General features: G+C 59.4%; 19 protein-coding genes. 11 read left to right on the top strand and 8 right to left on the bottom strand.

Going from position 1 to position 26769, the window contains the following annotated elements:
* Window positions 1–13 precede the first annotated feature (13 nt).
* The 8 genes from GSQ80_RS10650 to GSQ80_RS10685 all read left to right on the top strand — a co-directional run bounded on the left by GSQ80_RS10650 (window position 14) and on the right by GSQ80_RS10685 (window position 13041).
* Window positions 14–1363 carry an ABC transporter substrate-binding protein gene (locus GSQ80_RS10650; protein WP_158787628.1) on the top strand — a complete coding sequence of 450 codons (1350 nt, stop codon included), beginning with the start codon at window positions 14–16 and terminating at the stop codon, window positions 1361–1363.
* Window positions 1353–2537 carry an ABC transporter substrate-binding protein gene (locus GSQ80_RS10655; protein WP_158787629.1) on the top strand — a complete coding sequence of 395 codons (1185 nt, stop codon included), beginning with the start codon at window positions 1353–1355 and terminating at the stop codon, window positions 2535–2537. The genes GSQ80_RS10650 and GSQ80_RS10655 overlap by 11 nt, the downstream gene beginning before the upstream one ends.
* A gap of 209 nt (window positions 2538–2746) precedes the next feature.
* Complete coding sequence (locus GSQ80_RS10660) at window positions 2747–4318, top strand: acetylxylan esterase (RefSeq protein ID WP_254059576.1); 1572 nt, start codon at window positions 2747–2749, stop codon at window positions 4316–4318.
* Window positions 4319–4369: 51 nt separating this feature from the next.
* Window positions 4370–5455, top strand: coding sequence for a Gfo/Idh/MocA family protein (locus tag GSQ80_RS10665; protein ID WP_158787630.1), 1086 nt, complete (start codon window positions 4370–4372; stop codon window positions 5453–5455).
* Between the two features lie 32 nt (window positions 5456–5487).
* A complete protein-coding gene (locus GSQ80_RS10670; RefSeq protein WP_158787631.1) occupies window positions 5488–6549 on the top strand; it encodes an SMP-30/gluconolactonase/LRE family protein in 1062 nt (353 codons plus the stop codon).
* 438 nt (window positions 6550–6987) lie between these two features.
* Entirely contained in the window at window positions 6988–8541 is a 1554-nt protein-coding gene (locus tag GSQ80_RS10675) for a carboxypeptidase regulatory-like domain-containing protein (protein WP_158787632.1), read from the top strand.
* A 384-nt stretch (window positions 8542–8925) separates the two neighbouring features.
* Window positions 8926–10806, top strand: a complete 1881-nt coding sequence (locus GSQ80_RS10680) for a hypothetical protein (protein ID WP_158787633.1) — start codon at window positions 8926–8928, stop codon at window positions 10804–10806.
* Between the two features lie 231 nt (window positions 10807–11037).
* On the top strand, window positions 11038–13041 hold the full coding sequence (locus GSQ80_RS10685; RefSeq protein ID WP_158787634.1) for a tetratricopeptide repeat protein: 2004 nt from the start codon (window positions 11038–11040) through the stop codon (window positions 13039–13041).
* A gap of 22 nt (window positions 13042–13063) precedes the next feature.
* Here the strand turns inward: GSQ80_RS10685 and GSQ80_RS10690 are convergent, their stop codons facing one another.
* The 3 genes from GSQ80_RS10690 to GSQ80_RS10700 are packed head-to-tail and all read right to left on the bottom strand — an operon-like array spanning window position 13064 to window position 19266.
* Window positions 13064–14860: a CRTAC1 family protein gene (locus GSQ80_RS10690; protein WP_254059577.1), complete on the bottom strand. Its 1797-nt coding sequence runs from the start codon at window positions 14858–14860 to the stop codon at window positions 13064–13066.
* 10 nt (window positions 14861–14870) lie between these two features.
* Window positions 14871–16310 (bottom strand): sigma-54 dependent transcriptional regulator, encoded by a 1440-nt coding sequence (locus GSQ80_RS10695; RefSeq protein ID WP_158787635.1) that lies wholly within the window; start codon window positions 16308–16310, stop codon window positions 14871–14873.
* The gene (locus GSQ80_RS10700; protein WP_158787636.1) at window positions 16303–19266 is read right to left on the bottom strand and encodes an ATP-binding protein; all 2964 of its coding nucleotides are present in this window, start codon (window positions 19264–19266) and stop codon (window positions 16303–16305) included. Before GSQ80_RS10700 ends, GSQ80_RS10695 begins: the two co-directional genes overlap by 8 nt.
* Window positions 19267–19722: 456 nt before the next feature.
* Between GSQ80_RS10700 and GSQ80_RS10705 the strand changes: the two genes are divergently transcribed.
* Window positions 19723–20655, top strand: coding sequence for an alpha/beta fold hydrolase (locus GSQ80_RS10705; RefSeq protein WP_158787637.1), 933 nt, complete (start codon window positions 19723–19725; stop codon window positions 20653–20655).
* On the opposite strand, the gene GSQ80_RS10710 is transcribed toward GSQ80_RS10705, so the two are convergent.
* On the bottom strand, window positions 20580–21242 hold the full coding sequence (locus GSQ80_RS10710; protein ID WP_254059578.1) for an alpha/beta hydrolase: 663 nt from the start codon (window positions 21240–21242) through the stop codon (window positions 20580–20582). The two genes, GSQ80_RS10705 and GSQ80_RS10710, sit on opposite strands and share 76 nt — an antisense overlap.
* 84 nt (window positions 21243–21326) lie before the next feature.
* Between GSQ80_RS10710 and GSQ80_RS10715 the strand changes: the two genes are divergently transcribed.
* Together GSQ80_RS10715 and GSQ80_RS10720 are read left to right on the top strand one after the other, a co-directional pair.
* On the top strand, window positions 21327–22364 hold the full coding sequence (locus GSQ80_RS10715) for a M20/M25/M40 family metallo-hydrolase (protein WP_158787639.1): 1038 nt from the start codon (window positions 21327–21329) through the stop codon (window positions 22362–22364).
* A 39-nt stretch (window positions 22365–22403) separates the two neighbouring features.
* The gene (locus tag GSQ80_RS10720; RefSeq protein ID WP_254059579.1) at window positions 22404–23105 is read left to right on the top strand and encodes a 1-acyl-sn-glycerol-3-phosphate acyltransferase; all 702 of its coding nucleotides are present in this window, start codon (window positions 22404–22406) and stop codon (window positions 23103–23105) included.
* A gap of 34 nt (window positions 23106–23139) precedes the next feature.
* On the opposite strand, the gene GSQ80_RS10725 is transcribed toward GSQ80_RS10720, so the two are convergent.
* From GSQ80_RS10725 to GSQ80_RS10740, 4 genes are read right to left on the bottom strand one after another with little or no spacing between them, the layout of a single operon-like run.
* Window positions 23140–23760: an SPOR domain-containing protein gene (locus tag GSQ80_RS10725; RefSeq protein ID WP_158787640.1), complete on the bottom strand. Its 621-nt coding sequence runs from the start codon at window positions 23758–23760 to the stop codon at window positions 23140–23142.
* A gap of 60 nt (window positions 23761–23820) precedes the next feature.
* Window positions 23821–24516, bottom strand: coding sequence for an outer membrane beta-barrel protein (locus GSQ80_RS10730; protein ID WP_158787641.1), 696 nt, complete (start codon window positions 24514–24516; stop codon window positions 23821–23823).
* Between the two features lie 36 nt (window positions 24517–24552).
* On the bottom strand, window positions 24553–24975 hold the full coding sequence (locus GSQ80_RS10735; protein WP_158787642.1) for a hypothetical protein: 423 nt from the start codon (window positions 24973–24975) through the stop codon (window positions 24553–24555).
* 1 nt (window position 24976) lies between these two features.
* Window positions 24977–26623, bottom strand: a complete 1647-nt coding sequence (locus tag GSQ80_RS10740; protein WP_158787643.1) for a tetratricopeptide repeat protein — start codon at window positions 26621–26623, stop codon at window positions 24977–24979.
* Window positions 26624–26769: the final 146 nt, after the last annotated feature.

Below are 26769 nucleotides of genomic sequence, written 5' to 3' on the forward strand. Positions count from 1 at the left end.
GGAAGGTCAAACGATGAGGACGAAACAATGCATTACGGTCCTGCTGTTGGCGGCCGGAGGCTTGACGGTACATCGCGCAACCGCGCAGGCGTTTCTCCCCGCAGCTCCGATGGACAAAACGGTGATGCGGTACGCGAACATGCCGCCCGCCGCCCGCCCGTACGCGAGCTTTCGCAAGCCCTACCAGGAGTGGTATGTGCAGCCGGACACGCTTGAGTATAGCGGCGCTGCACGAAGCGAGCGGGACGGAGATGTGGCTACGCTCAAGACAATCAACATCGGTTTTCTCGGACCCTTGGACGCCGACAATGAAGACTCACCCTATGGTGTCTCAATGCTGCACGGCGCAGAACTCGCTGTTGACGAGGTCAACGCCAGCGGGGGATATCGTGGCAAACCATTCGCGCTAGCCATCCATGACGATCAGGCGCTGTGGGGAGCTTCCTCGATGGCGATCGTTGACATGCGCTTCAAAGATCAGGCATGGGCGATGCTCGGCTCCGTTGACTCCGCCTCCACGCACATCGAGCTTCGCGCCACTTTGAAGCTTGAACTGCCGATCATGGATACCGCTACCAACGACCCAACCGTCACTCAGACCCTCGTTCCATGGCTACTCCATAACTTTCCCGACGACCGGCAGCAAGGCTACGCGCTCGCGGACTACATCTTTCTGCAGCGCCATCTGAAACGGATCGGCATCCTGCAAGTGAACAACCGCTACGGTCGAGTAGGAAAGGAAATATTTGCTCAAACAGCGCGACGCATCGGTCACCCGCCGATTGTCGAGGTTTGGTTTGCCACCGACACCACGGACTTTTCCTCTCAACTGCAGACGATTAAAGCGAGTGGCGTGGACGGCCTGGTCATCTGGGGCAATGCTGCCGAGGCTGGCCTCATCCTGAAACAGATGCGCGCACTCGGTATGCAGCAACCGGTGTTTGGCAGCAGCCGTATTTGCAGTCCCGAAGTCATCAAGATCGCTGGCTCGGCATCAGAGGGCTTGACTGTCATCAGCGCCATCAATCCGACGCGCGACGATCCAACCTGGACCGGCTTCCAGCAGCGCTTTGCAAAACGCTTCGGCGTCGAGCCCGATGCCTACGCCGCCTACGCCTATGACGGCGCGAACATGCTGATGGGCTCAATCAGCCAGGCAGGTCTCAATCGTGGTCTCATCATGGATGCATTGCGCGGCTATGAGATGAAGCACTATGCAGGTGTGAGTGGAAGCGCTTTCTTCGATTACACGCTGAACAACATCGCGCCCGTAACCTTTGCGCAGATTCGCGACGGGAAGTTTGCCTACTGGCCAGAACGGCGGACTGACTGGAAGCCCAACGATGCAGCCAATGCGCGATAGGGAACTAGCCCTCTGCGCTGTGATCGTTGCGTTGCTGCTACCCGGGTTTGCCGCTCCGACGCGTGCCCAAACCACGACGCCGACGCCCTACGCTTCCATCTCCGCAGAGGTTGAAAGATACGCAGGGCCGGGGCGGGCGTCCGCATACGATCTGACGGGCCAGGTCGTTCGGATTGGGCTTCTCGCTCCGCTGCACGGCGCACGGAAGGCGGAGGGCGACGCGATGGTAGCGGCCGCTCAGATGGCACTGCGGGACACTGCATCGCAGCGATTGACCCGCGGACGCCACGTAGCGTTAGCCGTAGAGGACTCGAGTGGACCGTCCTGGGGAATGGTCTCCGACGCGGTGATCCGCCTCATGCTTAACGACGAAGCAGTCGCAGTGATCACATCCACCAGCAGAGTCGATACGCACCTGTGCGAGCAGGTGGGCAACCGCATCGGCGTACCGGTGTTGACCCTCTCCGCGGACCCAACGACGACGCAGGTTGATATCCCATGGATCTTCCGCATGGGCCCGAGCGACGACCAGCAAACCCAGGGTATTGCCCAAGATATCTATAGTGTGCGCAAGCTACAAAACGTGCTGTTGATCGCGCAGCACGATCCTGAGAGCAGTCGTGCCATCCAGGAAATGAAGCAAGCCACGTCGGCCTTCGGTGCTCGAGCCCCTGGCGTGATCGCGCTCGATGAATTGCCACTCAATCTCAGACCCATCATGAGAAAAATCGAGGCCGAGGCCTCACAAGCCATCGTCATTTCGGCGGACCCGTCGACCGCAGCAATCCTCTTAAATGCGCTTCGAAGCGCAGGAGTGAAAACCCTCTGCTACCTCTTTCAAGATGCAAGCTCCGAGATGCGCGACGCGTCGACGAGTGAGTTAGCCGCCAGTGATGTCTGGACGGTTGCCGGCGCTGATGAACCAACCGGCAACCGCCAACGATTCGCAGCGCGCTTCCGGCAATCTACCGGGGTCGCTCCGAGCCTTGTCGCAAGCCAAACCTACGATGCGGTGATACTGACCGTGCAGGCATTGCAAATAGCAGGCCCCAATCGTGCTCGTGTCCGGGATGAGATTGCCAAGGCGACCAACTATGAAGGTGTGTCCGGCAAAATTTCCTTCGATCGCGAAGGCAACGACAACGCCACCTGGCACCTGGTCCAACTGAAGTAGGTGCACAAGCGGCCCTTGGCCTCAGCCAACTCGCGACGGCGCGCGAAGACGTCTTCAAGGAAAGCCTCCTCGCTAACGTCTTGTTAATACAGCATCAGAGGTTGAATCGGCGGGCGGCTCTATCCGGGCGTAGGTCTCAGGCATTACTATGGATCCCGAACTAAAGCGCTTTACGCAACAAAGACTGAGCAGCATCTCTGGAGAGATTCATGCGCCGATCCATTGCATCTCGAAGCTCCGCCATCAACGTCAGCCTCGTACTCTCCGCGTGCATGGGCTGGGCTGCGCATGCGCAGAATAGCGCCTCGACCCCATCGCTGCCTCCGCCGGTAACTTTCACGGCCGCGCAAGATCATCAGAACATGATGGATCAACTTGGAGTCAAGCGCCTGCGACCTGGGCCAAGTGGCAATGAAAAGGCGCCTGACCACGCGAACTATGATGAGACGCTCGCGAATCCCCACCCACTCCTTCCCGACGCACTGCGACTAAATAATGGCCAACTCGTAACGACCGCGAAGGAATGGTGGGACGTGCGGCGGCCCCAGATTGTGCACGCGTTCGAGGAGAACGTCTACGGCAGAGTTCCAGCAGATGTGCCCGCCGTGCATTGGTCCGTAGTCGCCACGGATCACGAGATCATTGGCGGCCGTCCAGTGATAGCCAAGGCCTTAGTTGGACAGGTGGACAATTCCGCCTATCCGCTGATCTCCGTCACCATCCGCATGACGCTCGTTCTCCCGGCGAACGCGACCGGCCCGGTCCCGGTCCTCATGATGTTCGGCCGAGCAGGTTTCCCCGCACCCAATCAGCCCTCGGTCGACGAATTGGATCGGATCAACGCAGCAGAGAAGGCGCTCCTCGTGCAGCAGGATCCTTCGCTAAAGCAAGTCTTCGCCGATCATCCCGCGTGGGAGCCTAACCTTCCTGCGCCCTTCGAGTTTCCTCAATTCAATGCCGACGGCGATCCGCCGAACACATGGGAACTCATCGCCGCCGGTTGGGGCTTCGTAACCATCGACCCGCAAAGCATTCAAGCCGACAACGGAGCGGGCCTCACCCGAGGCATCATTGGCCTCGTAAACAAAGGGCAGCCGCGCACGCCCGATCAATGGGGTTCGTTGCGGGCCTGGGGTTGGGGCGCAGGACGCGGCCTCGATTACCTGGCGACCGATCCCGCGGTCGATGCAAAACACGTCGGCATCGAAGGTGTCTCTCGCTACGGAAAGGCTGCCCTCGTGACCATGGCCTTCGATCAACGCTTCGCCATGGTCCTGGTTGGTTCGTCAGGCAAAGGTGGCGCAACGCCCCTGCGCCGCAACTTTGGAGAAGCGGTCGAGAGCCTCGCTTCCGATGGGGAATACCACTGGATGGCGGGCAACTTTCTAAAGTATGGAGCCGCTGAAGCCAGCTTTGGAAGCAAGACCCCCGGCGATCTTCCTGTCGACTCCAATGAATTGATTGCCCTATGCGCGCCGCGCCTGACATTCATCAGCTATGGCATCCCAGAGAAGGGCGACGCGCAATGGCTCGATCAGCGCGGAAGCTACATGGCTACTGTTGCGGCGAGCCCCGTCTTTACGTTGCTCGGCGTCAAGGGTGTAGGTGTGGACGAGGACTATCACACCGCAAAGATGCCACCCGTAAACGACGGCTTGCTGGATGGACATCTCGCCTGGCGCCAGGACGATGGCGGCCATACCGACGCACCCAACATGAAATATTTCATTCAGTGGGTCGACAAGGCCATTGGCTACGGCACCGCAGCAACTCAAAATTAAATCAACAGTCCGCTGGCGCGAAAAGCCATGCTGTTTCCCAAGAGGTAACCAATGGATCGCCGCCAGTTCACGAAGACTTCCGCGCTCGCACTAGCGGCGACGCCTCTTCGATCCTTCGCCCAGGCCCCTGGCCCACAAAAACCCGTAGGATTCGCCGCCGTTGGCCTCGGATCGATCTCGGACATCTTCATGCGTGCGTGCGCCAACTCCCAGACAGCGAAGATCACCGCGCTCGTCACCGGCCATCCGGCAGAGAAGGGAAGCAAGTACGCGGCGATGTACGGCATTCCGCAGACCTCCATCTACACCTACGAGCAATATGAACGCCTCGCCGACAACAAAGATGTTGATGCTGTCTACATCGGCCTGCCCAATAGCATGCATTGCGAGTACACCGTGCGCGCCGCACGGATCGGCAAGCACGTGCTCTGTGAGAAGCCGATGGCGGTCTCCAGTGCCGAATGCCGCACCATGATCCAGGAGTGCCGCACCGCTAACGTCAAGCTCATGATCGCCTATCGCGTACATTACGACCCCACCTGGCAACAGGCGATGCAGATCATCGATTCCGGCGGCATCGGCGATATCCAGTCGTTTCAGGGAGGATTTTTCAATCAGCAGCGCGCAGGCACATGGAGGCTGAGCCGCAAACTTGGCGGCGGCGGCTCGGTGCTCGATCTCGGCATCTATCCGCTCAACGCCATCCGTCATCTCACCCGCGAGGAGCCCACCAGCTTCACCGCCGTCGTCTCGACCCGCGACTTCAGTGGCCGCTTCGCGGAGGTTGAGCAATCGGTAGAGTGGACCATGAAGCTTCCCTCCGGCATCATTGCGTCCTGCGGCTGTTCCTACGGCCAGATCGCTCCAGGATTCTTGACGATCAATGGAGACAAAGGCTATCTCCAAATGCAACCTGCATTCCTCTACGACGGCGTGCACATGGTCGGCCGCGTCAATGGCCAACCGATCGATGTCCTCGGCACAGGCAAATCTCCGTTCCAGTTCGCATTGGAAGCAGAGCATTTCGCCGACTGCATTCGCCAAAACAAGCGCCCGGAATCGCCCGGCGAAGAAGGCCTCAAGGACATGCTCGCAATAGAGGCCATCTACAAAGCCGGAGGTACACCCATCGCGTGAAAACTCTCTTCCAGCAAAGGTGGCGCGCAAGGATGCACACTCGACACTTCACCCGTGGCGCGCTTTGTGTGTGCGCTTCCGTCGTCGTCCTCGCTGCGCCGCCTCGGGCTCTCCCGCTTTTTCCCTACGTGCTCGCGGCCGCAGCCCAGGCTGCTCCATCATCGCAACCTGAGATCCTTCGGCTCGACCCCGCGCTGGATTCAGTCATCGCCCCAGGAACGAAGATCGAAAAAGTTGCCGACACGTTTAAGTTCACCGAAGGCCCTATGTGGTACGAAGGTCGTCTATGGATCTCTGACGTCGTGGGCGACAAAACCTATGCAGTATCGGCCGATGGCTCCGTGCAGCTTCTGCTCGACAAGTCTGGAGGTTACCCCAACCCACCCGCCGGATCGTATCTCGGCCCCAATGCTATGGTGACGGACAAGGATGGCACCGTCCTGCTCGCCCAGCAGGGCGGTCGGAAGATTGTACGTATCGTGCGCGTCGGAGATCACCTGGAGCTTCGACCGTTCCTCTCCACCTATGACGGCAAGAAATTCAACAGCCCCAACGACCTCGTTTTCGCTCCAGACGGCTCCCTCTGGTTCACAGACCCGTCGTATGGCCTCGCCCTCGGCGATAAGGACCCCGCAAAAGAGCTTCCGTTCAATGCTGTCTTCCGCTACGCAGACGGCAAGCTGACGCCGGTGATTAAAAATCTCACGCTGCCCAACGGCATCGGCTTTTCGCCCGACGGCAAGATTCTCTACGTCGCGAACTCCGGCCCGGACATGTGCGTGATGCGCTACGACGTGCACCCAGACGGCTCTCTGTCCGCCGGCACCACGCTGATCGACTACCCTCATCCGGTCGGCCGCGGAGTTCCCGACGGCCTCAAGGTCGACTCGGCAGGGAACATCTGGAGCACCGGCCCCGGTGGCATTCGCATACTCAGCCCCACCGGCAGGGTCCTTGGTCAAATTCGACTGCCACAGACTGCAGCCAATCTCGCCTTTGCGGAGCGCGGTACGACCGTTTACATTACGGCACAGACCACCGTCTATCGCATCCACATCCTCACCCCAGGAGAGGTGCCGCTCTACCAACGCTAGAGACGGGCAATCCCATTACGGACGTGTTTTCCACCGAATCCATCGCACCAGCCAACCCGGCCAAGATTAATCGATTAAGTAAACGTCCGCAGAGATACGAGAAAAGTCGCCGGGAGGGCTAGTCACCCTGTGCATAATTTTCACGTTCTTAGGTTGGAATTGAGGGTTGGTTGGACAACTTCTCGCCTCCCGTAAATCATTCTCCTGCAAGTGTTTGCAAGACGCACAACTTTCCGCGCTTACGCCTCGCCTGTGTGCGGAACCTCATCGTGTTCCAGCTTTTCTAAAGCCCTTTAAGAAATAGATTGACAACCCTACGCTGAGGTCTGTAAAGAATGGTGCGGCATTAAATCGCATTAATAGATGCAAATGAATGTGTATGGGCTTTCAACCTGACAACTTGTAAGAGGCCGTATGAACTCTGGAGGTAGTATGCAAATGAATCAAAGGAACACGGAGCGGGGCGCGACGAATGGCCTGACTGCTCCAGCCAACCTGCTGAAGACGAAACTTCGTCGCGGCAACTGGCTTAGCTTGGGAGCAGGACTGCTGGCAACGCTTCTGCTGCTCTTCGCCCTACCCGCCCTTCACGCACAAACGACCGCACAGATCTCTGGCATCGTCACCGACAACACGGGCGCCGTCATCCCGGGTGCGAACGTCGCCCTGGTCAACGAGGCCACGCAGGACACCCGCGTCGTCAAGTCCAACGGCGAAGGCCTCTACTCCTTCCCGGCATTGTTGCCGTCCTCTTACACCATCAAGGTGAGCGCCAAAGGTTTTGAGCCCAAGACCCTAACCGGCCTCGTCCTGCACGCAGGCGATGAGCGCTCGGTTCCGGCCTTCGCCCTCGCGATCGGTTCGGAGACACAGACCGTGACCGTCGAAGCCGCCGGCGAAATGATCCCGCAGGATAACGGCGCGCGTTCCGACGTTCTCTCCTCCAAAGACATCGAGAACCTGGCCCTCGAAGGCCGCGATACAACGGAACTCTTGAAGGTTCTTCCGGGCGCGACCACGATGTCAGGTGGCCTCACGCAAAATAATCCCACTTTCAGCGATCTCAGTATTTCAGCGAACGAAAGTGCCATCGGTAACGGTATCAACATCAACGGCGTCCCTAACCGCGGCGGTACGGCTCTCCTCTCGGACGGCGTCAGCGTTCTCGACCCGGGCGACATGGCAAGCTCGATCGGCATCATCAACCCCGAAATGACGGCTGAGGTCAGCGTCCAGACCTCCAACTTCGGCGCCTATGTGCAGAACGGCCCGGTCGTCGTTAGCGCCATCAGCAAGTCTGGAACGTCACACCTCCATGGAACCGCGTACTTCGTTGCCCGCAACGACGTCCTCAACGCGAATGGCTGGCAGCAGAACCACCAGGGAGTCCCCAAGGCGGGTGCGCACTACTACTATCCTGGCGGCAACGTCGGCGGCCCTATCCCCTTCACGCACAAGAAGGCCTTCATCTGGGGCGGCTATGAGCGCTTCCTGCAGAACCCAGGTAACGGCAACATCCTGGAGTCGTACATCCCCACGCCGGAGATGATGAAGGGCGACTTCAGCACCGACAACGCAGACAACAACGTTCTCTGCCCCAACGGCTTCTCCTCGACCGCCCAGGGCAACTGGTGCAACAATCTGGCGGGCACGGTCCTGCCGGACGGCACGGCAATCACCCCTGGACCAGGCACCACCGGTTCGATCATCCCTTCGCAATACATTGATCCGGGCGCCGCGGCATTGGCCTCTTTCTGGCCGAAAGCCAACGCCAACCCTGCAACCACTGCTGGCGGGTACAACTATTACGCTCCCGTCGTCGCTCCCAACGATGGTTGGGTCTATCGCATTCGTATGGACTACAACCTCAACGACAACAACAAGTTTTACGTTTCCTATCAACAGGCCTACAGCTCAACGCTCGCTCAGGGCAATGGTGCTCACATCTACTGGACCCCGGGTAACTCCATTCCTGCTCCCGGCGGTGGCTAGGTCGGCCAGGTCTTTACCAAGTCGATCTCCGGTCACTTTGTTCACACCTTCTCCTCCACCACCACCAACGAATTCATCGCCGCATGGGGCTTCGGCAGCTTCCCCTTCGGTCCTCCAAACCCGAAGGCCGCGGATAAGTCCACACTGGGCTATACCTACGGCTCCATCTTCAACGCTTCCCAGCTGATTCCGTCCTACAGTACCGCTGGAAACTTTACCTTCCCCGACTTCTCGCAAGGGGATTGGTTCGAGCCCAACGGCTACTACCTGGTCCGCAAGGAAGTTCCCAGCTTCACGGATAACTTCACCAAGGTCTGGGGCGCGCATACCCTCAAGCTCGGCGCCTACACCCAGAACACAGGCAACCTGCAGGGCAATGATGGCGTGAGCCCGAACGGAATCATCAACAGCTTCAGCGGTAAGAACCCGAACATCTTCACCGGCATTAGCACTGGTTCTCCTAACAATCCGGACGCGAACTTTGTCATCGGCAACGTCTCGAGCTACACGGAAAGCAATTCGGCTCCCGTTAGCGATATGGCTTACCAGAACACGGCCTTCTATATTGACGATTCATGGAAGGTAAACAGAAAGTTGAGCGTCGAACTCGGCGCTCGTATCGAGCATGTAGGTCACTGGTATGACCGCCAGGGCACAGGTATGGCTGTGTTCCTTCCAGGCCGTGTCTTTTCGGATTACTACTCCGGCAAGGCTGACCCCGGTTACTACTGGCACTCCATCGACCCGTCCATCCCTCTAAGCGGACAGCCTAATCGTCTGGCATTTGTCTCTCCTCGCTTCGGTGTGTCCTATGATCCCTTCGGAACCGGCAAGACCGTGGTCCGCGGAGGCTGGGGCGTCTATCGCTTTTCTGGACAATACAACGATTACGCCGCTGCTCTGACCACCGCGCAGAACGTAGTCAACTACAGTCTGCCCGGGCAAAAGACCGTTCAGCTCAGTCAGATCGCCAATCTGAAGCCTCCCGTTTGCACTAGCCCATTTCCAACAGAGGCTAATCCACAGGGAGGGTGCGGAATCAGCGGCTCGCAGAATGGTTTGGATGCCAGCGACTACGGCGTGCCAATCACCTATGCCTGGAACCTGACCATCGATCATCGCTTCAAGTGGAACACGCTTCTGGATGTCGCCTACGTCGGCAACACCAGCAGCCAGATCCTCGATAACGGCGAGACGATCCAAGGCAGCGGCTTTGCTGAACTCGCAAACCAGAACAAGGTGCCAATCGGTGCGTTGTTCCTGCCAGATCCGATCACGGGTATTACCTCCACCAATCCGGAAAACGTAGCGGTCAACCCCACCACGGGTGCACCCACGGGCAACCAGCTGGCGGACTACCACCCGTACGGCTACGCCTATGGCACCAACGCCCCTCACATGTCTCAAAGCAACCAGTACTCGAACTACAATGGTTTTCAGGCTGCCTATATCAAGGAGACTGGCAGGCTGAACTTCGACTTCAACTTCACCTGGTCGAAGACCTTGGGAACCGTATTGCAGGCAAACCCCTTCGTCGTTCGTGAAGGAAACTATGGCATAGCATCCATTGACCGTCCCTTTGTCTTCAATGCGACCTACCTCTACCAGACCGGAGAATTCACTCACTGGGGAACGATCGGTCATGTCCTCCTCAGTGGCTGGACCATCTCTGGCATCTCAACCTGGCAGGCAGGCGGCAGCTTGTTGGCGCTTCTCGGCAACAGCGTACCGAACTACGGTCTGTCGGAGAGCTACAGCAACAACCCAACTACCAACGGTGTCGGTTCCGGGGTCTCTCAGGCGACCTACTACGGTACTGACGAGAGCGGCCTGGCCATCCAGCCAGTGCTAACTTGCAACCCAAACAAGGGACTTGCGAAGTATCAGCGCCTTCAGGTGGGTTGCTTTGCGGCACCCACGATCGCTGGTAACAACGAGATCGGCGAATTCGGTGGTAAGGCTTACCCCCGCATGAGCATGGGTTCGTACTTCGATAATGACCTCGCTCTCTACAGAACCATCCACATCCACAACACCCAAAACGTCCAGTTCCGCTTCTCAATGTTCGATTGGATGAACCATGCGTTGCCGGAGTTCAGCTCGGCGAATCAGGTCACCCTGCGTTACCTGGTCGACTACCCAAGCAAGGCCGTCACGCTCAATACGGGCACCGGCGGTACTTCTCCCACGTTCGGTTACATGGACACGAAGACCGCATACCCTTACGCTCGTATCCTTGAACTTGGCCTGAAGTACACCTTCTAACCCTAACCTCGTGGCCGGGATGCATCTCAATGCATCCCGGCCAGACTTTTCAGAGGTGCAGGCCATTCCACCGGCCAACCAAGCACCCGCTGTCAATTCAGTGCCTCCATCGGAGGGTGGCGTTCTCAGCCACCCTCTTTTTTTTGTCACGTAAAATAACGTTGTGAGCTCGATTCTCAACCCATGCATCACGGCAATAGAGCTCAATTTTTCATGCACTGGATGCTTTCGATGAACGTCGTTAAAATGAGCTCGCCGCGCGCCGTAGGTGCGAGCCTCCTGGTCCTTATCGGTAGCTTTGCCACTTCCGCACAGCAGCCACAGGCGTCCGCCGCAAAACACGACGACTCCATCCTGCAACGCCGCTACGACGCTGCACAGAAATTCCAGGCAGCCAACGACCTCGACCACGCCGCACAGCAATACAAGATCTTCATCGCCGACGCGCTCGGAGAATTCGCCCTCGGCCGCGCCCGTGCCGGCCAGTATGACAAGGCAGCCAACGACTTCGATACCGCACTGATCCTCGTCCCTGATTTTCCTGCGATGAAGATTCAATACGCCCGCGTCGCCCTGGACAGCGGCAATCTCGACCACGCAAAACTTCTAGCCTCCGGTGTAATTCAGGACTATCCCAACAACCCGAAGGTCGCAGCCGATGCCCACGCAATCCTCGGCCGCGTCCTTTTGAAAACCAACGAGGACACCAAAGCCAAACAGCAATTCGAAGCGGCCGTAGCATTAGATCCGACCTTCGAAAATGGCTACGAGCTGGCCGTCGCCGATCTCGATCTCGGCGACGCCTCGGGTGCCGCAAAGATCTTTTCCGAGATGCTCTCCTCCTTCGGCGATACCGCCACCATCCACATGTACTTTGGCCAGGCTTACGGTCGCTCTGATTTCCAGGACGATGCCGTAGCGGAGTTCAAGAAGGCCATCGCGGCCGACGATAAGCTGCCCGGTGTCCATTACTCCCTCGCCGCCGCCTATCTCTCCACCTCCGGCAACTCCAAACTTCCCGAGGCCGAAGCCGAGCTGAAGAAAGAGATCGCCCTCTCGCCAAGGTACGCAGCAGCCTACGCCGCCCTCGGCCACCTGCTCGCCCAACAGCATGATCCCGCCACGCAGCTCGAAGCCGAGAACGATCTCAAGCACGCGACCGAGCTCGATCCCACCAGTCCCGACGGCTTCCTCTACCTCGGCCAGTTCTACTCTGATGCTCACAAGCTGCCCGAAGCAGAAGCCGCCCTTCGTCAGTCGATTCGCCTCACCACTGACGTCTCCCGAAACGCATACCAGGTGCAGAAGGCACACTATCTCCTGGGACGGCTCCTCATGCAAACCGGTGACGTCGAAGAAGGGAAGATGGAGATCGCAATTTCTCAATCGCTGCTGCAACAGAATCTTCAGCGCGACCAGAATCAGCTCTCCGACTATCTGCAGACGAAACGAGCTGCGCAGGCCGCTTCCGCCCTGGCTCCCGAAATGCCCATGACGGTCGAAGATCATACCGTCGACCCCGAAGCCGCACACCAGGTGGAGCAGCTCGAGAAGCAACTTGGTCCCGCGATTGCCGATAGCTACAACAATCTCGGAGCGATCGCCGGCAGCCAGGGCAACTATGTCTCAGCCTTGCAGTCCTTCGAGCGAGCAGCCGAGTGGAATCCCGCGTTGCCCGGCCTAGATATCAACTGGGGGCGTGCGGCATTTTCAGCAGGCGCCTTCGCTCAAGCCGTCGCTCCCCTGAGCCACTATCTGCAGGCCCACCCAACCGATAAAGACGTGCGCGCCGAGCTTGGCCTAAGCCAGTTCTCTATCAAGGACTACGCTGCAGCACGCCAGACACTCGAGCCTCTCAACGACACAGCAGGCGAAGCTCCGCGCCTCCAGTTCGCCTACGCTGCGTCTTTGATCGAGACCGGCGACATAAGCACTGGCGTGGCGCAGTTATTAGCGTTGGAGAAGACAAATCCAAACGTCGGCGAAGTTCATCGTGAACTCGGCGAAGCCTACGCGAAAGAGAAGTCCCCAGCGGCCACAGCCGAACTGCAGACCGCAATTCGGCTCGACCCTTCTGATGCCGAAGCGCATATCGCGCTCGCACGTCTCCAGTTGGCGCAAGGAAACAAGGCGGCGGCTATCACCCATCTCGAAGCAGCCCTGAAGCTCGAGCCCGGAAACCAGTCCCTGCAGCAAGAACTCGCCGACGTCACAGGTGCCCGAGCCCAACACTAGGCCTTCCCGAGCCGGCCACTGATCAACGCTTCACAGCGCCAGGCAGAATCTTCTCCCGAGGCACCACTCCCTGGCCCTCGAGCACACAATAGAACTTGTCCGCCGCCAAATTCTTCAGAGTCTCTTTCACTCCAGAAGGCCACGTGATCTCGACGCTGTCCACCGTCGCGCGCGCTCCCAGACCAAACTGCAATCGCACGTCATTTTGCGAAAGATAGCTTCCTCCGCTCCGCACCTCGTCCAGTTGTACCAGGTCGCCCGCCGTCACGCGTACTCTTGCATTCAACGCCAGCCGATTGCTCTTGGTCCCCGCCAACTCAAAGCTGATCCAGTGATTCTTCGGCCCGCCCTCGGTCCGCAAAATCATCGGGCTCCCTTCAATATTCTCCACCACCAGTTCCGTGTGCCCATCGTTGAAGAGATCGCCCACCGCCAGTCCGCGACTCACCTGCGGAGTCTGAATGGCCGGCCCAACCAACTCGCTGATGTTGCGGAACGATCCGTTATGCTGATTCAAAAACATCTGCTTCGGCTCTCGATACTTCGTTCCAATGTCTCTCGTATCCACCTGCGGATAAACATGGCCATTGACCAGAAATAAGTCCACCCAGCCATCATTATCCAGATCGAAGAACGCGTCCCCCCAACCAACATAAGGCGAGGTCGCAACCGTCAGCCCCGCCTGGTCCGACACATCGGTAAAGTTCAAATCCCCGTCATTGCGAAACAGCGTGGTGTACTCCTCGCTGAAATGCGTGACCGCAACCGAGAAGCGCCCGGCATGCAGATAATCACCCAGCGCCACTCCCATATTCGCCTGCTCGTAGCCGTCCTTGTTAACGGCGATCCCCGACGGATACGCCACGTCCGTAAACTTGCCCCTGCCGTCATTTTGATACAGATAGTTAGGCTCGCCGTCGTTCGCCACAAACAAATCGATCTTGCCATCCCCATTAAAATCCGACCACACCGACGTCAATCCAAAATACTTCTGCGCATCGTCCACGCCTGCCTGCTTCGAGACGTCGGCGAACGTCCCATCACCATTGTTGTGATAAAGATTGTCCGGAAAACCCACTAGCCCACGCGGTCCACACTGCACCGCAATCTCGTGGTACATGCATGTCTTCTTCGATCCCAGCGTCGGCAGATCATTCAGATTCAGATCAACATAGTGCGGAACAAACAAGTCCACATACCCATCGTTGTCATAGTCCCCGAAGGCCGCCCCAGTCGCCCATCCCGCATCGCTGCTCAGGCCCGACTGCTTGGTCACATCCGTAAATGTCCCGTCACCATTATTCCGATAAAGCACCACGCCGCCAAAGCACGACACCAGCAAATCCGGCCAGCCATCGTTGTTGTAATCTCCCACCATCGCGCCCATCGCCCAGCACGGGTGGCTCACACCAGCCTTCTCCGTCACGTCGGTAAATGTGCCATCGCGATTGTTATGGTAGAGCGCACTCCTCGCCTTCGTCCCGGCCAGAGACATATCAACGTCCGGCGCATTCGTGAAAAAGATATCCGGCCAGCCATCGCGATCATAGTCAATCAGCGCCACGCCACCGCTCATCGACTCCACAATATACTTCTTGCTCTCCGACGAAAGATGCGTGAAGTGAATCCCCGTCTTCGCCGTAATGTCCACCAGCTGCGGAAGATCATTCACCGCCGCTGCACCTGGCTGGACCACCGCACCAGATTTCTTCGCGCCCACCTGCTGCGCCCATACCGTCTGCATCAGCGTCGCGCACACGATCAACATCGCGGCCCACCGCTTCCCACCCAACCCTCGAGAGCTACTCAAAGCGATCATCGAAGGTTCACTACTCTTTGCCGCGCTTCTTCAAAACGATGTTCAATCGCTTGATCTTCTGATTCAACGTCGAAAGCGGAATCCTGAAAAACTCCGACGCCTCAGTCTGGTTCCAGTTGCAGCGCTCCAACCGATCCGCGATGATTCTCCGCTCGATGTCCTCGATCACATCAAACAGGGAAGCGTCCGGCCTCTGCTCCAGTAGTGCCGTCGAAAACGTATTGCCGCGCAACTGCTGTGGCAACAAATCCGGGCTCAACGTTGGCCCGTTGGAGAGGACAACGCCGCGCTCCATTGCATTCTCAAGTTCGCGCACATTGCCCGGCCACTCATAGTCCATCATCAATCGCAACGCTTCCGAGGACAGTTCGGGCGGCGGAAAGCCGTTCTCCTCCGCATAGAACTTGAGATAGTGATTTGCCAGCAACGGAATATCTTCCTTGCGATTCCGCAGCGGAGGCAGCTCCAGCGAGATCACATTCAACCGATAGAAGAGGTCTTCGCGAAATCTCCCTTCCTTCACCGCCTGCTCCAGGTTCACGTTGGTCGCGGCGACGATCCGAATGTCCACCTGGATCTCCTGCGTTCCACCAACATGCATAAACCGGCGATCCTGCAGCACACGCAGAATTTTCGCCTGCATATCCATGCGCATCGTTCCAATTTCATCCAAAAACAGCGTCCCACCGTCCGCAACTTCAAACAATCCCTTCTTCGCCGCCACAGCTGACGTGAACGCACCGCGCTCATGCCCAAACAGCGTCGACTCCAGCAAATCCGACGGCACCGCGCCCGTGTTCACGGGAATGAACGGCTTATCCCGCCGTGGCGAGTGCGCATGAATCGCCTTCGCGATCAGTTCCTTGCCCGTTCCGCTCTCTCCCTGAATCAACACAGTCGAGCGGCTAGGAGCCACCTGCGCCACCAAATCAAAAAGTCGCAGCATCGGCTCGCTCTTGCCCACAATGTTCTCAAACGACACCCGCTGCTTCAGCGTCCGCTTGAGATGCACAACCTCCTGCTCAGCGCGATTCTTTCCAATCGCAATCCGAATATCCGCCAGCAGTTTCTCGTTGTCCCACGGCTTCTGCACAAAGTTCGACGCGCCCGCGCGGATCGCATCCACCACGTTGCCCACCGTTCCATACGCCGTAATCATGATCACCGGCAGATCCGGCACCAGCGCTTTAATCCGCGGCAGCAGATCAATCCCGCTCTCTCCCGGCAGCGCGAGATCCAGCAGCATCAGGTCATACGCATTGCGTGTCAATTGGTCCAGTCCCGCCACACCATCGCCCGCCAGATCGACGCGAAATCCCTCGAGCGTCAACAGCGTCTCGAGCGAGTCGCGGATGCCCGCCTCGTCGTCAATAATGAGAATTCTTTGGCCCAATGGATGAACAGCTACACTTGGCTCGTCGATCGCGTCACTCACGGCTGCCTTAGACATGGACTACCTTTCCCTCTGCGCTCGCAGGCTCACTGCCGGCTTGCGTCTTGTGCTGGGGTCGCGGTCCCGTTGTATCGACTGCAGGCAACTCCAGGCGAAAGACCGTACCCTCGCCCGGCGTGCTGCTCACTTCGATCGTCCCAGCGTGCTCCTGGACGATCCCATACGTAACCGCCAAGCCCAACCCGGTGCCCTTGCGCTGACCTTCCTTCGGATTGCTCTTGGTCGTAAAGAACGGGTCGTAGATCTTGCGCATCACGTCCGGCGACATACCCACACCGTTGTCCTCCACGCGAATCTCCACTCCCTTGGACGTTCTCGCCGTCAAAATGCGTACGCTGCCACTGCCTTTCTCCTGCAGTGCATCCTTCGCATTCAGCACCAGGTTCACCAACACCTGCTGCAACTTGCCACGGTTTCCTGACACCAGCGGCAGATCCTCATGCAACTCAGTCGCCACCGCCACGCCCGCCGATCGCATCTGGTGCTCCAGCAGCAACACCGTATCCCGCACCATCAGATTCACATCCACGCGTCCGAAATCGACACTGCCCATGCGCGAAAAATTCAGCAGCCCATTCACAATCTCTGATGCCCGGAAAGTCTGTTGCGTAATCTTTTCCAACACCGGCTGCAGCCGCGCATGCGTCGCCTCATCCGACCGCAACTGCTTGCCCAGCATCTGCGCATAGCTCGAAATTACGGCCAGCGGCGTATTTACCTCGTGCGCCACACCAGCCGCCAGCAGCCCAATCGACGACAGCTTCTCGGTCTGCGTCAGCTGCGTCTCCATGTTGATGCGGTCGGTAATGTCGTCCACAATCACAATCCGCCCAACAGCCTGGAAGTCCCGGTTGAGCAGCGGCGCAATCGTGATATTCGCGATGCGCGACTCGCCAGTCGGCGTTGGCAGCCGGAACTTGTACAGCGTGCTCACTCCTTGCTCGCCGCGCAGGCGGTCGAACTCCAGCAAAAATTCCATCGGAAACACATCCCGCAGCGGATGTTGCAGCGCATCGGCCCTGGGCGTCGCATACATCACTTCCATCTGCGCATTCCAGCTCTCGACACGGTCTTCCAGATCAACAGCGAACACCCCAATGTTGATCGACTCCACGATGTTCTCGTTGAAGTCCCGCAGCCGCTCGAAGTCCTGGATCTTCTGCTCCAGCCGGCGATAGAGCTGCGCATTCTGAATCGCGATCCCTATGTACCCGGCCAGCGACTCCAGCAGCTCCATGTCCTCGCTCGAAAGAAAATCGCCTTCTCCCGTGCGCCCCAGGCCCAGCACCGCAATCGTGCTCCGCCCCGTGCCCTCATGCCTTGCAGCCCGACACGGTACGTAATAATTCAGATCCAACGCCGCAGCCGTTTGCCGTTCTTCATCCGGAAGTCGCAGCATCGCATTCGGCGTCTCGAAAAATAAATGGCTGCTGCTATCCCGGTTATCGAAGTCCAGGAACCCAAGCTCCAGCGAGTCCGCATTCGAGAGCACCTGCTGCGATAGCCCATGCGCCGCCGCCAGCGAGAACTTGCTCTTCCGCCCTGCCGTCTCCTCCTGTGCCAGGAAGACCGCAACGCGCGTCACCAGCAGCGTCTCTGGCAGCCGCTGCACGATCGAATTCACCAGCGCGCGCAGATCCGTCTGCGCATTCAACTCGCTGCCAAACTCCACCAGCGTCTCGCGGTAGTCGATGCTCTTCTGATCGAACACCCGATCCAGCTGCCCCTGGATCACGCGCTTCAGCGGATCGAAGACAAGGCCCGTCACGATGACCGCGGCCACCAATCCCCATTCGCCGAGATGCTGAAACCGCGTATGCACCATCTCCGCGCTGATGGCCACTATGCCAAAATAGATGCCCACCAGCGCCGCAGTCGCCAGCGTGTACGACGCGCCGCGCTTGAAAATCAAATCCACATCCATCAGCCGATACCGCACGATGGCCCAGCTGAACGTCAGCGGCAGCAGGATCAGCGACAGCAGCGCAACTCTCGTCAGCGCGCTCGGCATATACGCGTTGAACAGGAACGGAATTACGTACAGCGCGGTGAAGGGAACCACCGTAAGCACCGTTCCGCGCGATAGCCACTTCAGCTGCTGACGTTGCAGCGGCTGGACCTCAGCGCGATAGCGCACCCAGAATACGATCGCCGCGAGAATGTAGAAGCTTGCCAGGTACGCATAGTCGAACTTGTCCAGGCGCTGCTGCAACGCGCCCGTCGACTCCCAGTAGGTGTACGACAGGTACCGTAGAACACCCAGCACCAGCCCCGGCAGATAGATCAGCGGGTACAACAACCTGCGCCGCCGCCGCGACGCCTCCTGCGTAAAGCTGATCGCGAAGTGAAGGAACAGCGCCGGCTGCAGCTCCGTCGCAATAATGTTGCCGGTCAGAATCGTTATGTCGAGGCCGTCAAGAATCCCCGTGAACTTGAACGCATAAAAGATGAACGAGACCAGGCAGAAGACAAAAAAGTGGGTCGACTTCGGCGCCGTCCAGCGTCGCAGCAGCACGAACAGTCCAATCGCCAGGTACACCAGCGCAATCAGCCGCTCGACCTGCCAGTCGGTCCGGTCCGTCGGCTCCAGGTACACCACCACCGGAATAGCAACTGTCGTGCTGCCGCTAGTCTTCCGCAGCAGGGAATACCTTACCTTCGACCAGACGCCGTTGGCATCAATCTGCCGCTGCAGCGAAGCCAGCCGCAGCGTCGGAACGTCGTTCACCGAAGTGAGCGTGTCACCGGTGTGAACCCCGGCCCGGTACGCTGGCGTGTCGGGCGGCACCAGGTAGGCGCGCAATCCCCCCGGCGTCTCTGTCCATCCAGCGCCGTCAGTGGCTGGAGTGTAATCGCTCTCCTGCACAAGGTTCGCAATCGCAAGTCCTAGGGCGGCCAGAGTAAAAATCGCCAGGACAATCGCCAGCAACCGAGTTTGAGCACCGCTTTTCACGGGGAAGTACCATCTTTCAGGGATCAAGCATGCAAATCAGCGGCCAAAGGGCGAATACTGCCGAATACCGCCGATAACTCAGCAGAATGAGGGAGGTTGAGGAAATCTTGGCCTTTCAGATGCACGAATTCATATGCAGATACGTATTTCAGAATAGCTCGGTTCTGGGCTTACTCGCCATTTGCCTGATCAAATCGGCCTGCCTTATCGCCGAGTCCAGTCGGAAAAGCCCACTGACTCCGCGACTTTCGTGAGCAACAACACTGTTCGCGCCAGCACCAATTGTTAAAATCCAAGGCCTCAAGCTACCTTCTGCGGAATTTCACGTATCTTTAACATTTGGCACGCTGCGATGCACGACCTTCAGGCCTCCAGGGTTGATCAAACGATCAATGGACCATCCGAAGCTCGCATTCGTTAGCGAACCTGAAATCGAATAGGGGAATCCCCGGCACCATGATGAAGCGCCGTCATCTTCAGCTCGATGGCCTTCGCCTCTCGTACCTCGAAAAGGGAAGAGCGGTGGAGGATCAGCCCTCGCTCGTCCTGCTCCATGGCCTCATGGGTTGCGCCGACACCTTCGTTCCCCTCATGCAGCAGCTCCAACCCGACCTCCACGTCATCGCCCTCGATCTCCCCGGCGCCGGCCAATCCGAGCGCCGCCACGACATCGACCCGCGCATGGCCACTACGGCAGAACAAGTCAGCCGTATCCTCGACGAGCTCCATCTGCACCGTCCCATCGTCGTCGGCCACTCACATGGCGGAGCGGTCGCAATGAGCGTCGCAGCAAATCATCGCCAGTCTGTCGGCTCGCTCGTGCTCATTTCGCCCGCGCACCCCTACTTCCGCGAGGGCGATCCGCTCATCCGCTTCTATCTCTCCCGGCCCGGCCAGATGTTCGCTCACCTCATGCCCTGGCTGCCTGAGTGGTTGCAGATGATCGGCCTCCGCCGCATGGCCGGACCCCAGAGCTGGGACACTCCCGAGCGCCTCAAGCCCTACCGCGACAACCTCCGCACCCCCGGCACCATCCTCCACCTGCTGCGCCTGCTCCAAACCTGGCATAACGACATGGCCGGCCTCCGTCGCGTCCTCCGCCGCCATCTTGATACCCCCACCCTGGTCCTGTGGGGCGACTGCGATCGTGCCGTTCCCATTCACTCCGCGCCCGAGCTGCGCCGCCATCTACAGCACTCAGACCTGATCACTCTGCCCGGCGTAGGCCACCGTCCTGCCGAAGAAGCCCCTGAGCTAGTAGCCAATTTCATCCGCACCTGGATGGAGGAGGAAGTTCCTGCTCCGGCAATTCACTACAGCGCGAACGTCTCCCCAAGCCACGTCCGCACAGCGTCGCGCATCACGCCCAGCTTCGAATCCGGCGACTGATCCGTCCCCGCAAAGAAGTGATCCGCACCCTCAACCCACACAATCTTCTTCGGCTCCGCAGCCGTCACCAGCGTAGCCTCCAGCATCCCCTGCGGGCAGAACTTGTCGTGATCTCCGCTCACAAACAGCTTCGGCACGCTCCCGCAAGCCGGCAGAAACCGATAGCTGTACTCACGTCCCGCTGACTGCAGTGGCAGCCCCAACCCCACCAGCCCACGCACCCGCGCATCGCCGCAGGTCGCCCTCATCCCCACATTCGCCCCAAACGAAAACCCCGCAAACAGCACCGGCAAGCCAAACTTCTCTGTTAACCAGTCCACGCCCGCGCGCACATCGTCCACCTCGCCATGCCCGCCGTCGTGCACGCCCTCACTCAGCCCCGTGCCGCGAAAATTGAACCGCAGCACTGGCAGCCCAAAGCTCGAAAACGCCTTGGCCGCGTGATACACCACCTTGGTATGCATGGTGCCGCCGCTGGGCGGATGCGGATGCGCCACCACCGCCGCATACAGCGCATCGTCCTTGCCGGTATTCAGCACAGCCTCCAAACGTCCAGCCGGCCCGCGCAGGTCGTCAACACTCTTCACATGGGATCGAAATGCAGCAGAATCACTCACCAGCCCAGTCTACCGTCCAACCCTGTTCCCGACAGTCAGTTATCCTTACACCAGATGCCGATCGATCCCATCCAACTTACGAAACAATTAGTCGACCTCGAGTCCACCACCTACCACGAGGCCCCGGCAGGCGAGTTCCTCTCCACCTACCTCGCTGCCCAGGGCTACGTCATCGAGCGCCAGCCCGTCCCCCAGCCCGACCTCGCCAAGAATCCCGCCGCCGGCACCGGCCCCCGCTTCAACGTCTACGCCTCGCTCCCCGGCGTCACCCCAGACATCGTCCTCTCCTCCCACATGGACACCGTCCCACCCTTCCTCGGCCCCTGCCGTGAAGACGCCGACTTCCTCTACGGCCGCGGCACCTGCGACGCCAAGGGAATCATCGCCACTCAGATCGCCGCCGCCGAAAAGCTCATCGTCGCCGGCAAACGCGTCGCTCTCCTCTACGTAGTCGGTGAAGAGCGCGACTCCGCCGGCGCCCTCCTCGCCAACACCACGCCCAAAGGCAGCCGCTTCATCATCAATGGCGAACCCACGGATAACCGCCTCGCCCTCGCCTCCAAAGGCTGCCTGCGCGTCGAGCTCCGCGCCCACGGCAAGATGGCCCACTCCGCCTACCCCGAGCTAGGCGACTCAGCCGTCGACAAGCTCCTCGCCGCTCTCCACGATATTCAAGCCTTGCCTTTACCCGTAGTAGAAGGCATCGGCGACTGCACCATGAACATCGGTGTCATTCGCGGAGGCGTCGCCCCTAACGTCATCCCCGACAAAGCCGAGGCCCACATCCTCATCCGCCTCGTCGGCCCACCCGAAGAGCTCCAAGCGGCAATCACCAAAGCCGCCGCCGGCCGCTGCGAAGTCAACTTCACCCTCAAGCTCCCCTACATGCACATGCGCGCGATCCCCGGCTTCGACACCATGATCGCAAAATTCACCACCGACATCCCCTCACTCACCAACTGGGGCGAACCCTTCCTGCTCGGCCCCGGCAGCATCCTCGTCGCCCACACCCCCGACGAACACATCCGCAAATCCGAGCTGCTGGAGTGTGTCGATCTCTACGTGAAACTCGCCAACAGCCTTCTCGGCTAGGTCTTACAGCAACCTCTGCATCCGGAACTTTAAGTCGCCATGTTTTCAGCATTACGCATGCTCTTCGTCTTCATCCTCTTCGGCCTGCCCGCCGCTCTCGTAGGCATCCCTTACTCGCTTCTCAAAGGCAACATCCGCACCATGTACGGCTGGGCCATGTTCGCCATGCGCGCCGGCATCCGCGCCGGTGGCATCCGCGTAGTCATCCAGGGCGCAGAGAACATCCCCACTGGCGAGTCCTGCATCTTCCTCAGCAACCACGTCTCCAACCTCGATCCGCCCATCCTCCTGCCTGCCATTCCCGGCATGTGCAGCGTCTTTCTCAAGAAGTCGCTGATGAAAATCCCCTTCGTCGGCATCGCCATGCGCATGGCCAAGTACGTCCCCGTATCGCGTGGCCACTCGCGCCAGGAAGCCGAGCAGAGCGTAGCCATCGCTGCGGATGCTCTCCGGTCCGGAATGCACATCTTCATCTTTCCCGAAGGCACGCGCTCCCCCGACGGCAACCTCCTGCCCTTCAAAAAGGGAGCTTTCTTCCTTGCAGCCGACGCCAACGCCCCCATGGTCCCCATCGTTATCCAAGGCACCGCGCAGATGATGCGCAAGGGAAGCCTAAAAGTCTTTCCCGGAACAGCCACCGTTCGCTTTCTCCCCGCCATCCGCCCTCAGGACTTCGCCACCCGCGAAGATCTAATGGACGCAGTCCGCCTCGAGATGCAGACAGCTTTAGGCCAAGGCTAACCCTCGACCCCTGCTCGCTACTTCCTATTTCCTTCTATTTGATGATGGGCTGATATCCATCTGCCAGCAGCCGTTGCTTGGCGGCCGCAGCGTCCTTCATATTCGTAAACGGTCCCACCTGGATGTGAAAGAACTTGTCTTCCGGATCCGCATGCGCGCTGACCGGATAGCCCTTCGCCCTTAGCGCACTCACCAGCAGTTGCGCATCTTCCTCATGCGAAACCGCCGCCACCTGCACCATAAAGCTTCCTGTCGCTGTAGGCTGCTCGGGCGTCGTCACCACCGGCGTTGCCGCATGCGCAGCAGGTGCAGCCACTGGCGGCGCACTCGCCGCTGCAGACGCTCCGCGCGGAGCCTCTCCCGATCCGGACGTCTTCACCGTCGACCCGGAACCGCTCCCCGCACTCGAACCCATGGGTGATCCCGCGGCGGGCTTGAACCCGTTGAACAGGCCGGTCGAAGGCTGCGCACCATCCGTGTTAGCCCCAGATATCGGCGGCGCCGGATTGCGGCTACCCATCTTGTACCCAAAGCCGAAGAACGCCCCACACAGCACCACCAGTGCGAGAAATATTCCAAGGATCACCCCGGTACTAAGCGTCAGCTCACGCTCGCGCTTCAGGTCTTCTTCGTCTTCATACACGGGTCGGCTCATAGCGGCACGCTCAATATAACTAACCAGGCAGGGAACAGCTAGTACCCAGCTAGGGAACAGCTAGAACCGAATATAAAACCCGGCCATCGGCTCATACGTCGTAGCATGCTTCAGGATCGTCAGATAATTCTGACCAAAGTCCGGATCCAGGAAGAACAACTCGCGGAAGCCGGCGCGCAGACCGAAGTGTGGGCTCAGGTCCTTCCCAAATCCCAGCGAGTAGTAATACGTCATACGCGCCTTTTCCGGCAGTTCCTGTCCGCCGCCCGGCGTTGGCTTGAACGCCATAGGACCGGCGCCGACCGAGGCAAACGGCTGCAGCCCAAAGATCGTGTACGGCGGCGTAATCAGGTAACCAAACGTGTATTCGTTCACCTTCGTCTGGACCTGGAAGTTTGTGATGCCGTTCGGCAGGAAATTCTCTATCGCTGGGCCTGTGTAATTTTCGGTATAACGCGCGTAGCTGTAGTTGAACTCAAGTCCAAAATAAGGCTTCGCTGGATAATGAATCGACACCAGCGCCCCTAGCGTGTTCGACCCGAACTGCGACATCGCTAGGCCTTGGTTCGGTGCGACGGGTATAACCGTGCCCGACACCGTGTTGTTGAAGATACCAACACCCGCAATCGAGAGATCCACCTTGTCCAGCTGCTTCTGGAACGCTGTCGGAGGTGGTGCTTCGGTCTGAGCATGTGCCCCGGCAACGAGGCTGGCAAAAAGGAATGCGGCAAGAATGGGAAAGGCTTTGCGGATCAAGTCGTGAAGGCTCCGGGCGCGAAAATGCGCTCTCATCTAGTCTAACCCTTTGTTGGCGCGGGCGCGTCGTGCAATCCGCGTAAGAATTGAAGTAGACCCCCCAAGAAATATCCCGCATCCCGCTGCTACCCCCGGGCGTATTCCAGCGTCGCGCACCAGGTACAGGAACCCCAGCACAAGCGCCAGCGTGGCCCCCACATCCACCACAACTAGCGTCCGCCGCCGCAAACCGACTCCCAGCAGCGCCACCGCCGTTCCTACCAGCACTACCGCCCCAGGATTTACCCCCGCCCGGCCCAGCGATGCCACCCCAAACAGCGTAGCCGTAAGCCCCAACGCTCCCGGCACCACCCACCCCGGCCGGTTCAGCTCGATATAAATCAGCAGCACTCCCAGCGTCAGCACCAGCAGCGCAATATTCGGCGAAAGATGTGCTAGCGGAGACAGCAGTGCCGCCATCCTACGGCACCGTTTGCCCGCGCTGCTGCACCACCAGCTTCAGCGCAATGGCGTCCGCGTTCTTCGGATCAATCCGCAGCGCTTGCGAGAGATCCTGCGCGCTCGCCGCCAGTTGCTTATCCGCCAAATCCAGCCGTGCCAGCACCAGCAGCGCGGCCACATTCGGCTTCATGATCATCGAAGTCTTCGCCTCATCCCGCGCCCCCGCCGGATTCCCGCTCGCCTCCCGCAGCTGGGCCATCCCCGCATGCGCATCGGCCGAGTTCAGACTCGCTTGCAGCGCGTCCTGGAACTGCGTCTCCGCCTCCGGCAACAACCCCTGCGACAGATACTCTCGTCCCAGCTGCGTATACTCTGCCGCCCGTTGCTCCGGCGGCAGCATCGCCATCCGGATCGCGCGCACCTGGTCCAGCTGGAACGCCGCCTGCCGGAATCCCGTCTCCGAATAGTTCCGCCGAATCCGCTCCAGCGGGCTGAACCCTCCCTCGGCGTCCGCCTTCAACTTCGTCCCCGCAGGAACCTTCTTCAACTCCGCAAGCAGCTCAACCGCGGCATTATCCGTGGGCTTCAACTTCAGCGCCGCCTCCGCCTCCCGCGTCGCTCCCGCCGTGTCTCCGCGCCGGAACATCGCAAGCGCCAGGTTGTAGTGGTAATCCTCATCCGAAGGATCAGCATCGCTAGCCTTCCGGAACAACTCCACGCTGTCCTTGCCCTGCCGGCTCACCGCGACCGCCTCGTCATTCACCACCTCGGGCAGCGGCAGCCGGCTGGCCACAAAGGAAAACGCCGCCTGCGCGCCCGCATAGTTCGCCGAATTAAACTCAGCCAGCCCTAAATAAAAATTCGCCTCCAGCGCCAGCGGATCAGTCTTCGGAACCTTTGCGAGCGTCGCCGCCGCTCCATCGAAATCCCTCTGCGCATACTGCTCTTTGCCAAGCTCCAGCAGCGCCGCCGGATAGTTCGGCACCTGCGATACCGCATTCTTTAGCCGCTTCAGCCGCTCGTCACCCGAGGTCGCATTGATCCCGCGAATATAGTCTTCAAAAGCAGGCAGCGGCACCGCGCCCGGCGCCGCCAAAAACGTCTGCTCCGACACTGCCAGCTTCGGATCCATCGCGCTCGCCACCTTCCACGCAATCGCGTTCTCCGCATCAAACAACCGTATCAACTCAGCCGAGTCCTCAATCGTCCCCGACAACTTCAGCGCATCAATCGACAGCACCTTCGCTTGGATCATGATTCGGCTCTTCGCCGTTCCAGCGGCCCCGGCAGCCCCGCCCCCCGCCGCTGGCACCAACGTATAGCTACCCAGGATCACGTAGTTCGCATCCAGTTGATTCGCAATGCGGATCGTCGTCGCCCGCGTCGGCCGAAAGTCCGCCGGCAGTCCCAAATGGTCATACGCAAACTGCCGGTCGTCATGCGAGATCGTCAAAAATCCTGCCGACGTCAGCCGCTTGTTCAGCGTGTCTGGAAACGAATCCCCAATCCAATTAAGCGAAGCGTTCCCCGAATGATTATCGAAGGGAAGCACCAGCACCACGCGCCCACCAGCGTCCTCCGGCGCCTGCGCAAAGGCAGCCGGGCTACAGGCGAAGATCGCCACAAGAGCGAGGACAAGGGCGAGGAACTTCGTCGGAAACCGCATCGCCCCCATTATAGGCGGTAGCTCCGCGCACGCGCCGCACCCTCATCCATCACCCGCCTCTACGGCCCCTGCCTTTACGCTTTCGTTGACAGGATCATCGGTGACGGTCCAGGCGCCTCCACCAGACCACCCTGCTTCTCAAGCCT

Source organism: Granulicella sp. L46 (assembly GCF_009765785.1).
Lineage (GTDB): Bacteria > Acidobacteriota > Terriglobia > Terriglobales > Acidobacteriaceae > Granulicella.

Coding starts and splice junctions, on each gene's coding strand:
- GSQ80_RS10665 (WP_158787630.1), top strand. CDS start 4,370: ATGGATCGCCGCCAGTTCACGAAGACTTCCGCGCTCGCACTAGCGGCG.
- GSQ80_RS10725 (WP_158787640.1), bottom strand. CDS start 23,760: ATGAGCCGACCCGTGTATGAAGACGAAGAAGACCTGAAGCGCGAGCGT.
- GSQ80_RS10685 (WP_158787634.1), top strand. CDS start 11,038: ATGAACGTCGTTAAAATGAGCTCGCCGCGCGCCGTAGGTGCGAGCCTC.
- GSQ80_RS10705 (WP_158787637.1), top strand. CDS start 19,723: ATGATGAAGCGCCGTCATCTTCAGCTCGATGGCCTTCGCCTCTCGTAC.
- GSQ80_RS10740 (WP_158787643.1), bottom strand. CDS start 26,623: ATGCGGTTTCCGACGAAGTTCCTCGCCCTTGTCCTCGCTCTTGTGGCG.
- GSQ80_RS10655 (WP_158787629.1), top strand. CDS start 1,353: ATGCGCGATAGGGAACTAGCCCTCTGCGCTGTGATCGTTGCGTTGCTG.
- GSQ80_RS10695 (WP_158787635.1), bottom strand. CDS start 16,310: ATGTCTAAGGCAGCCGTGAGTGACGCGATCGACGAGCCAAGTGTAGCT.
- GSQ80_RS10675 (WP_158787632.1), top strand. CDS start 6,988: ATGAATCAAAGGAACACGGAGCGGGGCGCGACGAATGGCCTGACTGCT.
- GSQ80_RS10670 (WP_158787631.1), top strand. CDS start 5,488: ATGCACACTCGACACTTCACCCGTGGCGCGCTTTGTGTGTGCGCTTCC.
- GSQ80_RS10715 (WP_158787639.1), top strand. CDS start 21,327: ATGCCGATCGATCCCATCCAACTTACGAAACAATTAGTCGACCTCGAG.
- GSQ80_RS10650 (WP_158787628.1), top strand. CDS start 14: ATGAGGACGAAACAATGCATTACGGTCCTGCTGTTGGCGGCCGGAGGC.
- GSQ80_RS10720 (WP_254059579.1), top strand. CDS start 22,404: ATGTTTTCAGCATTACGCATGCTCTTCGTCTTCATCCTCTTCGGCCTG.
- GSQ80_RS10735 (WP_158787642.1), bottom strand. CDS start 24,975: ATGGCGGCACTGCTGTCTCCGCTAGCACATCTTTCGCCGAATATTGCG.
- GSQ80_RS10690 (WP_254059577.1), bottom strand. CDS start 14,860: ATGATCGCTTTGAGTAGCTCTCGAGGGTTGGGTGGGAAGCGGTGGGCC.
- GSQ80_RS10660 (WP_254059576.1), top strand. CDS start 2,747: ATGCGCCGATCCATTGCATCTCGAAGCTCCGCCATCAACGTCAGCCTC.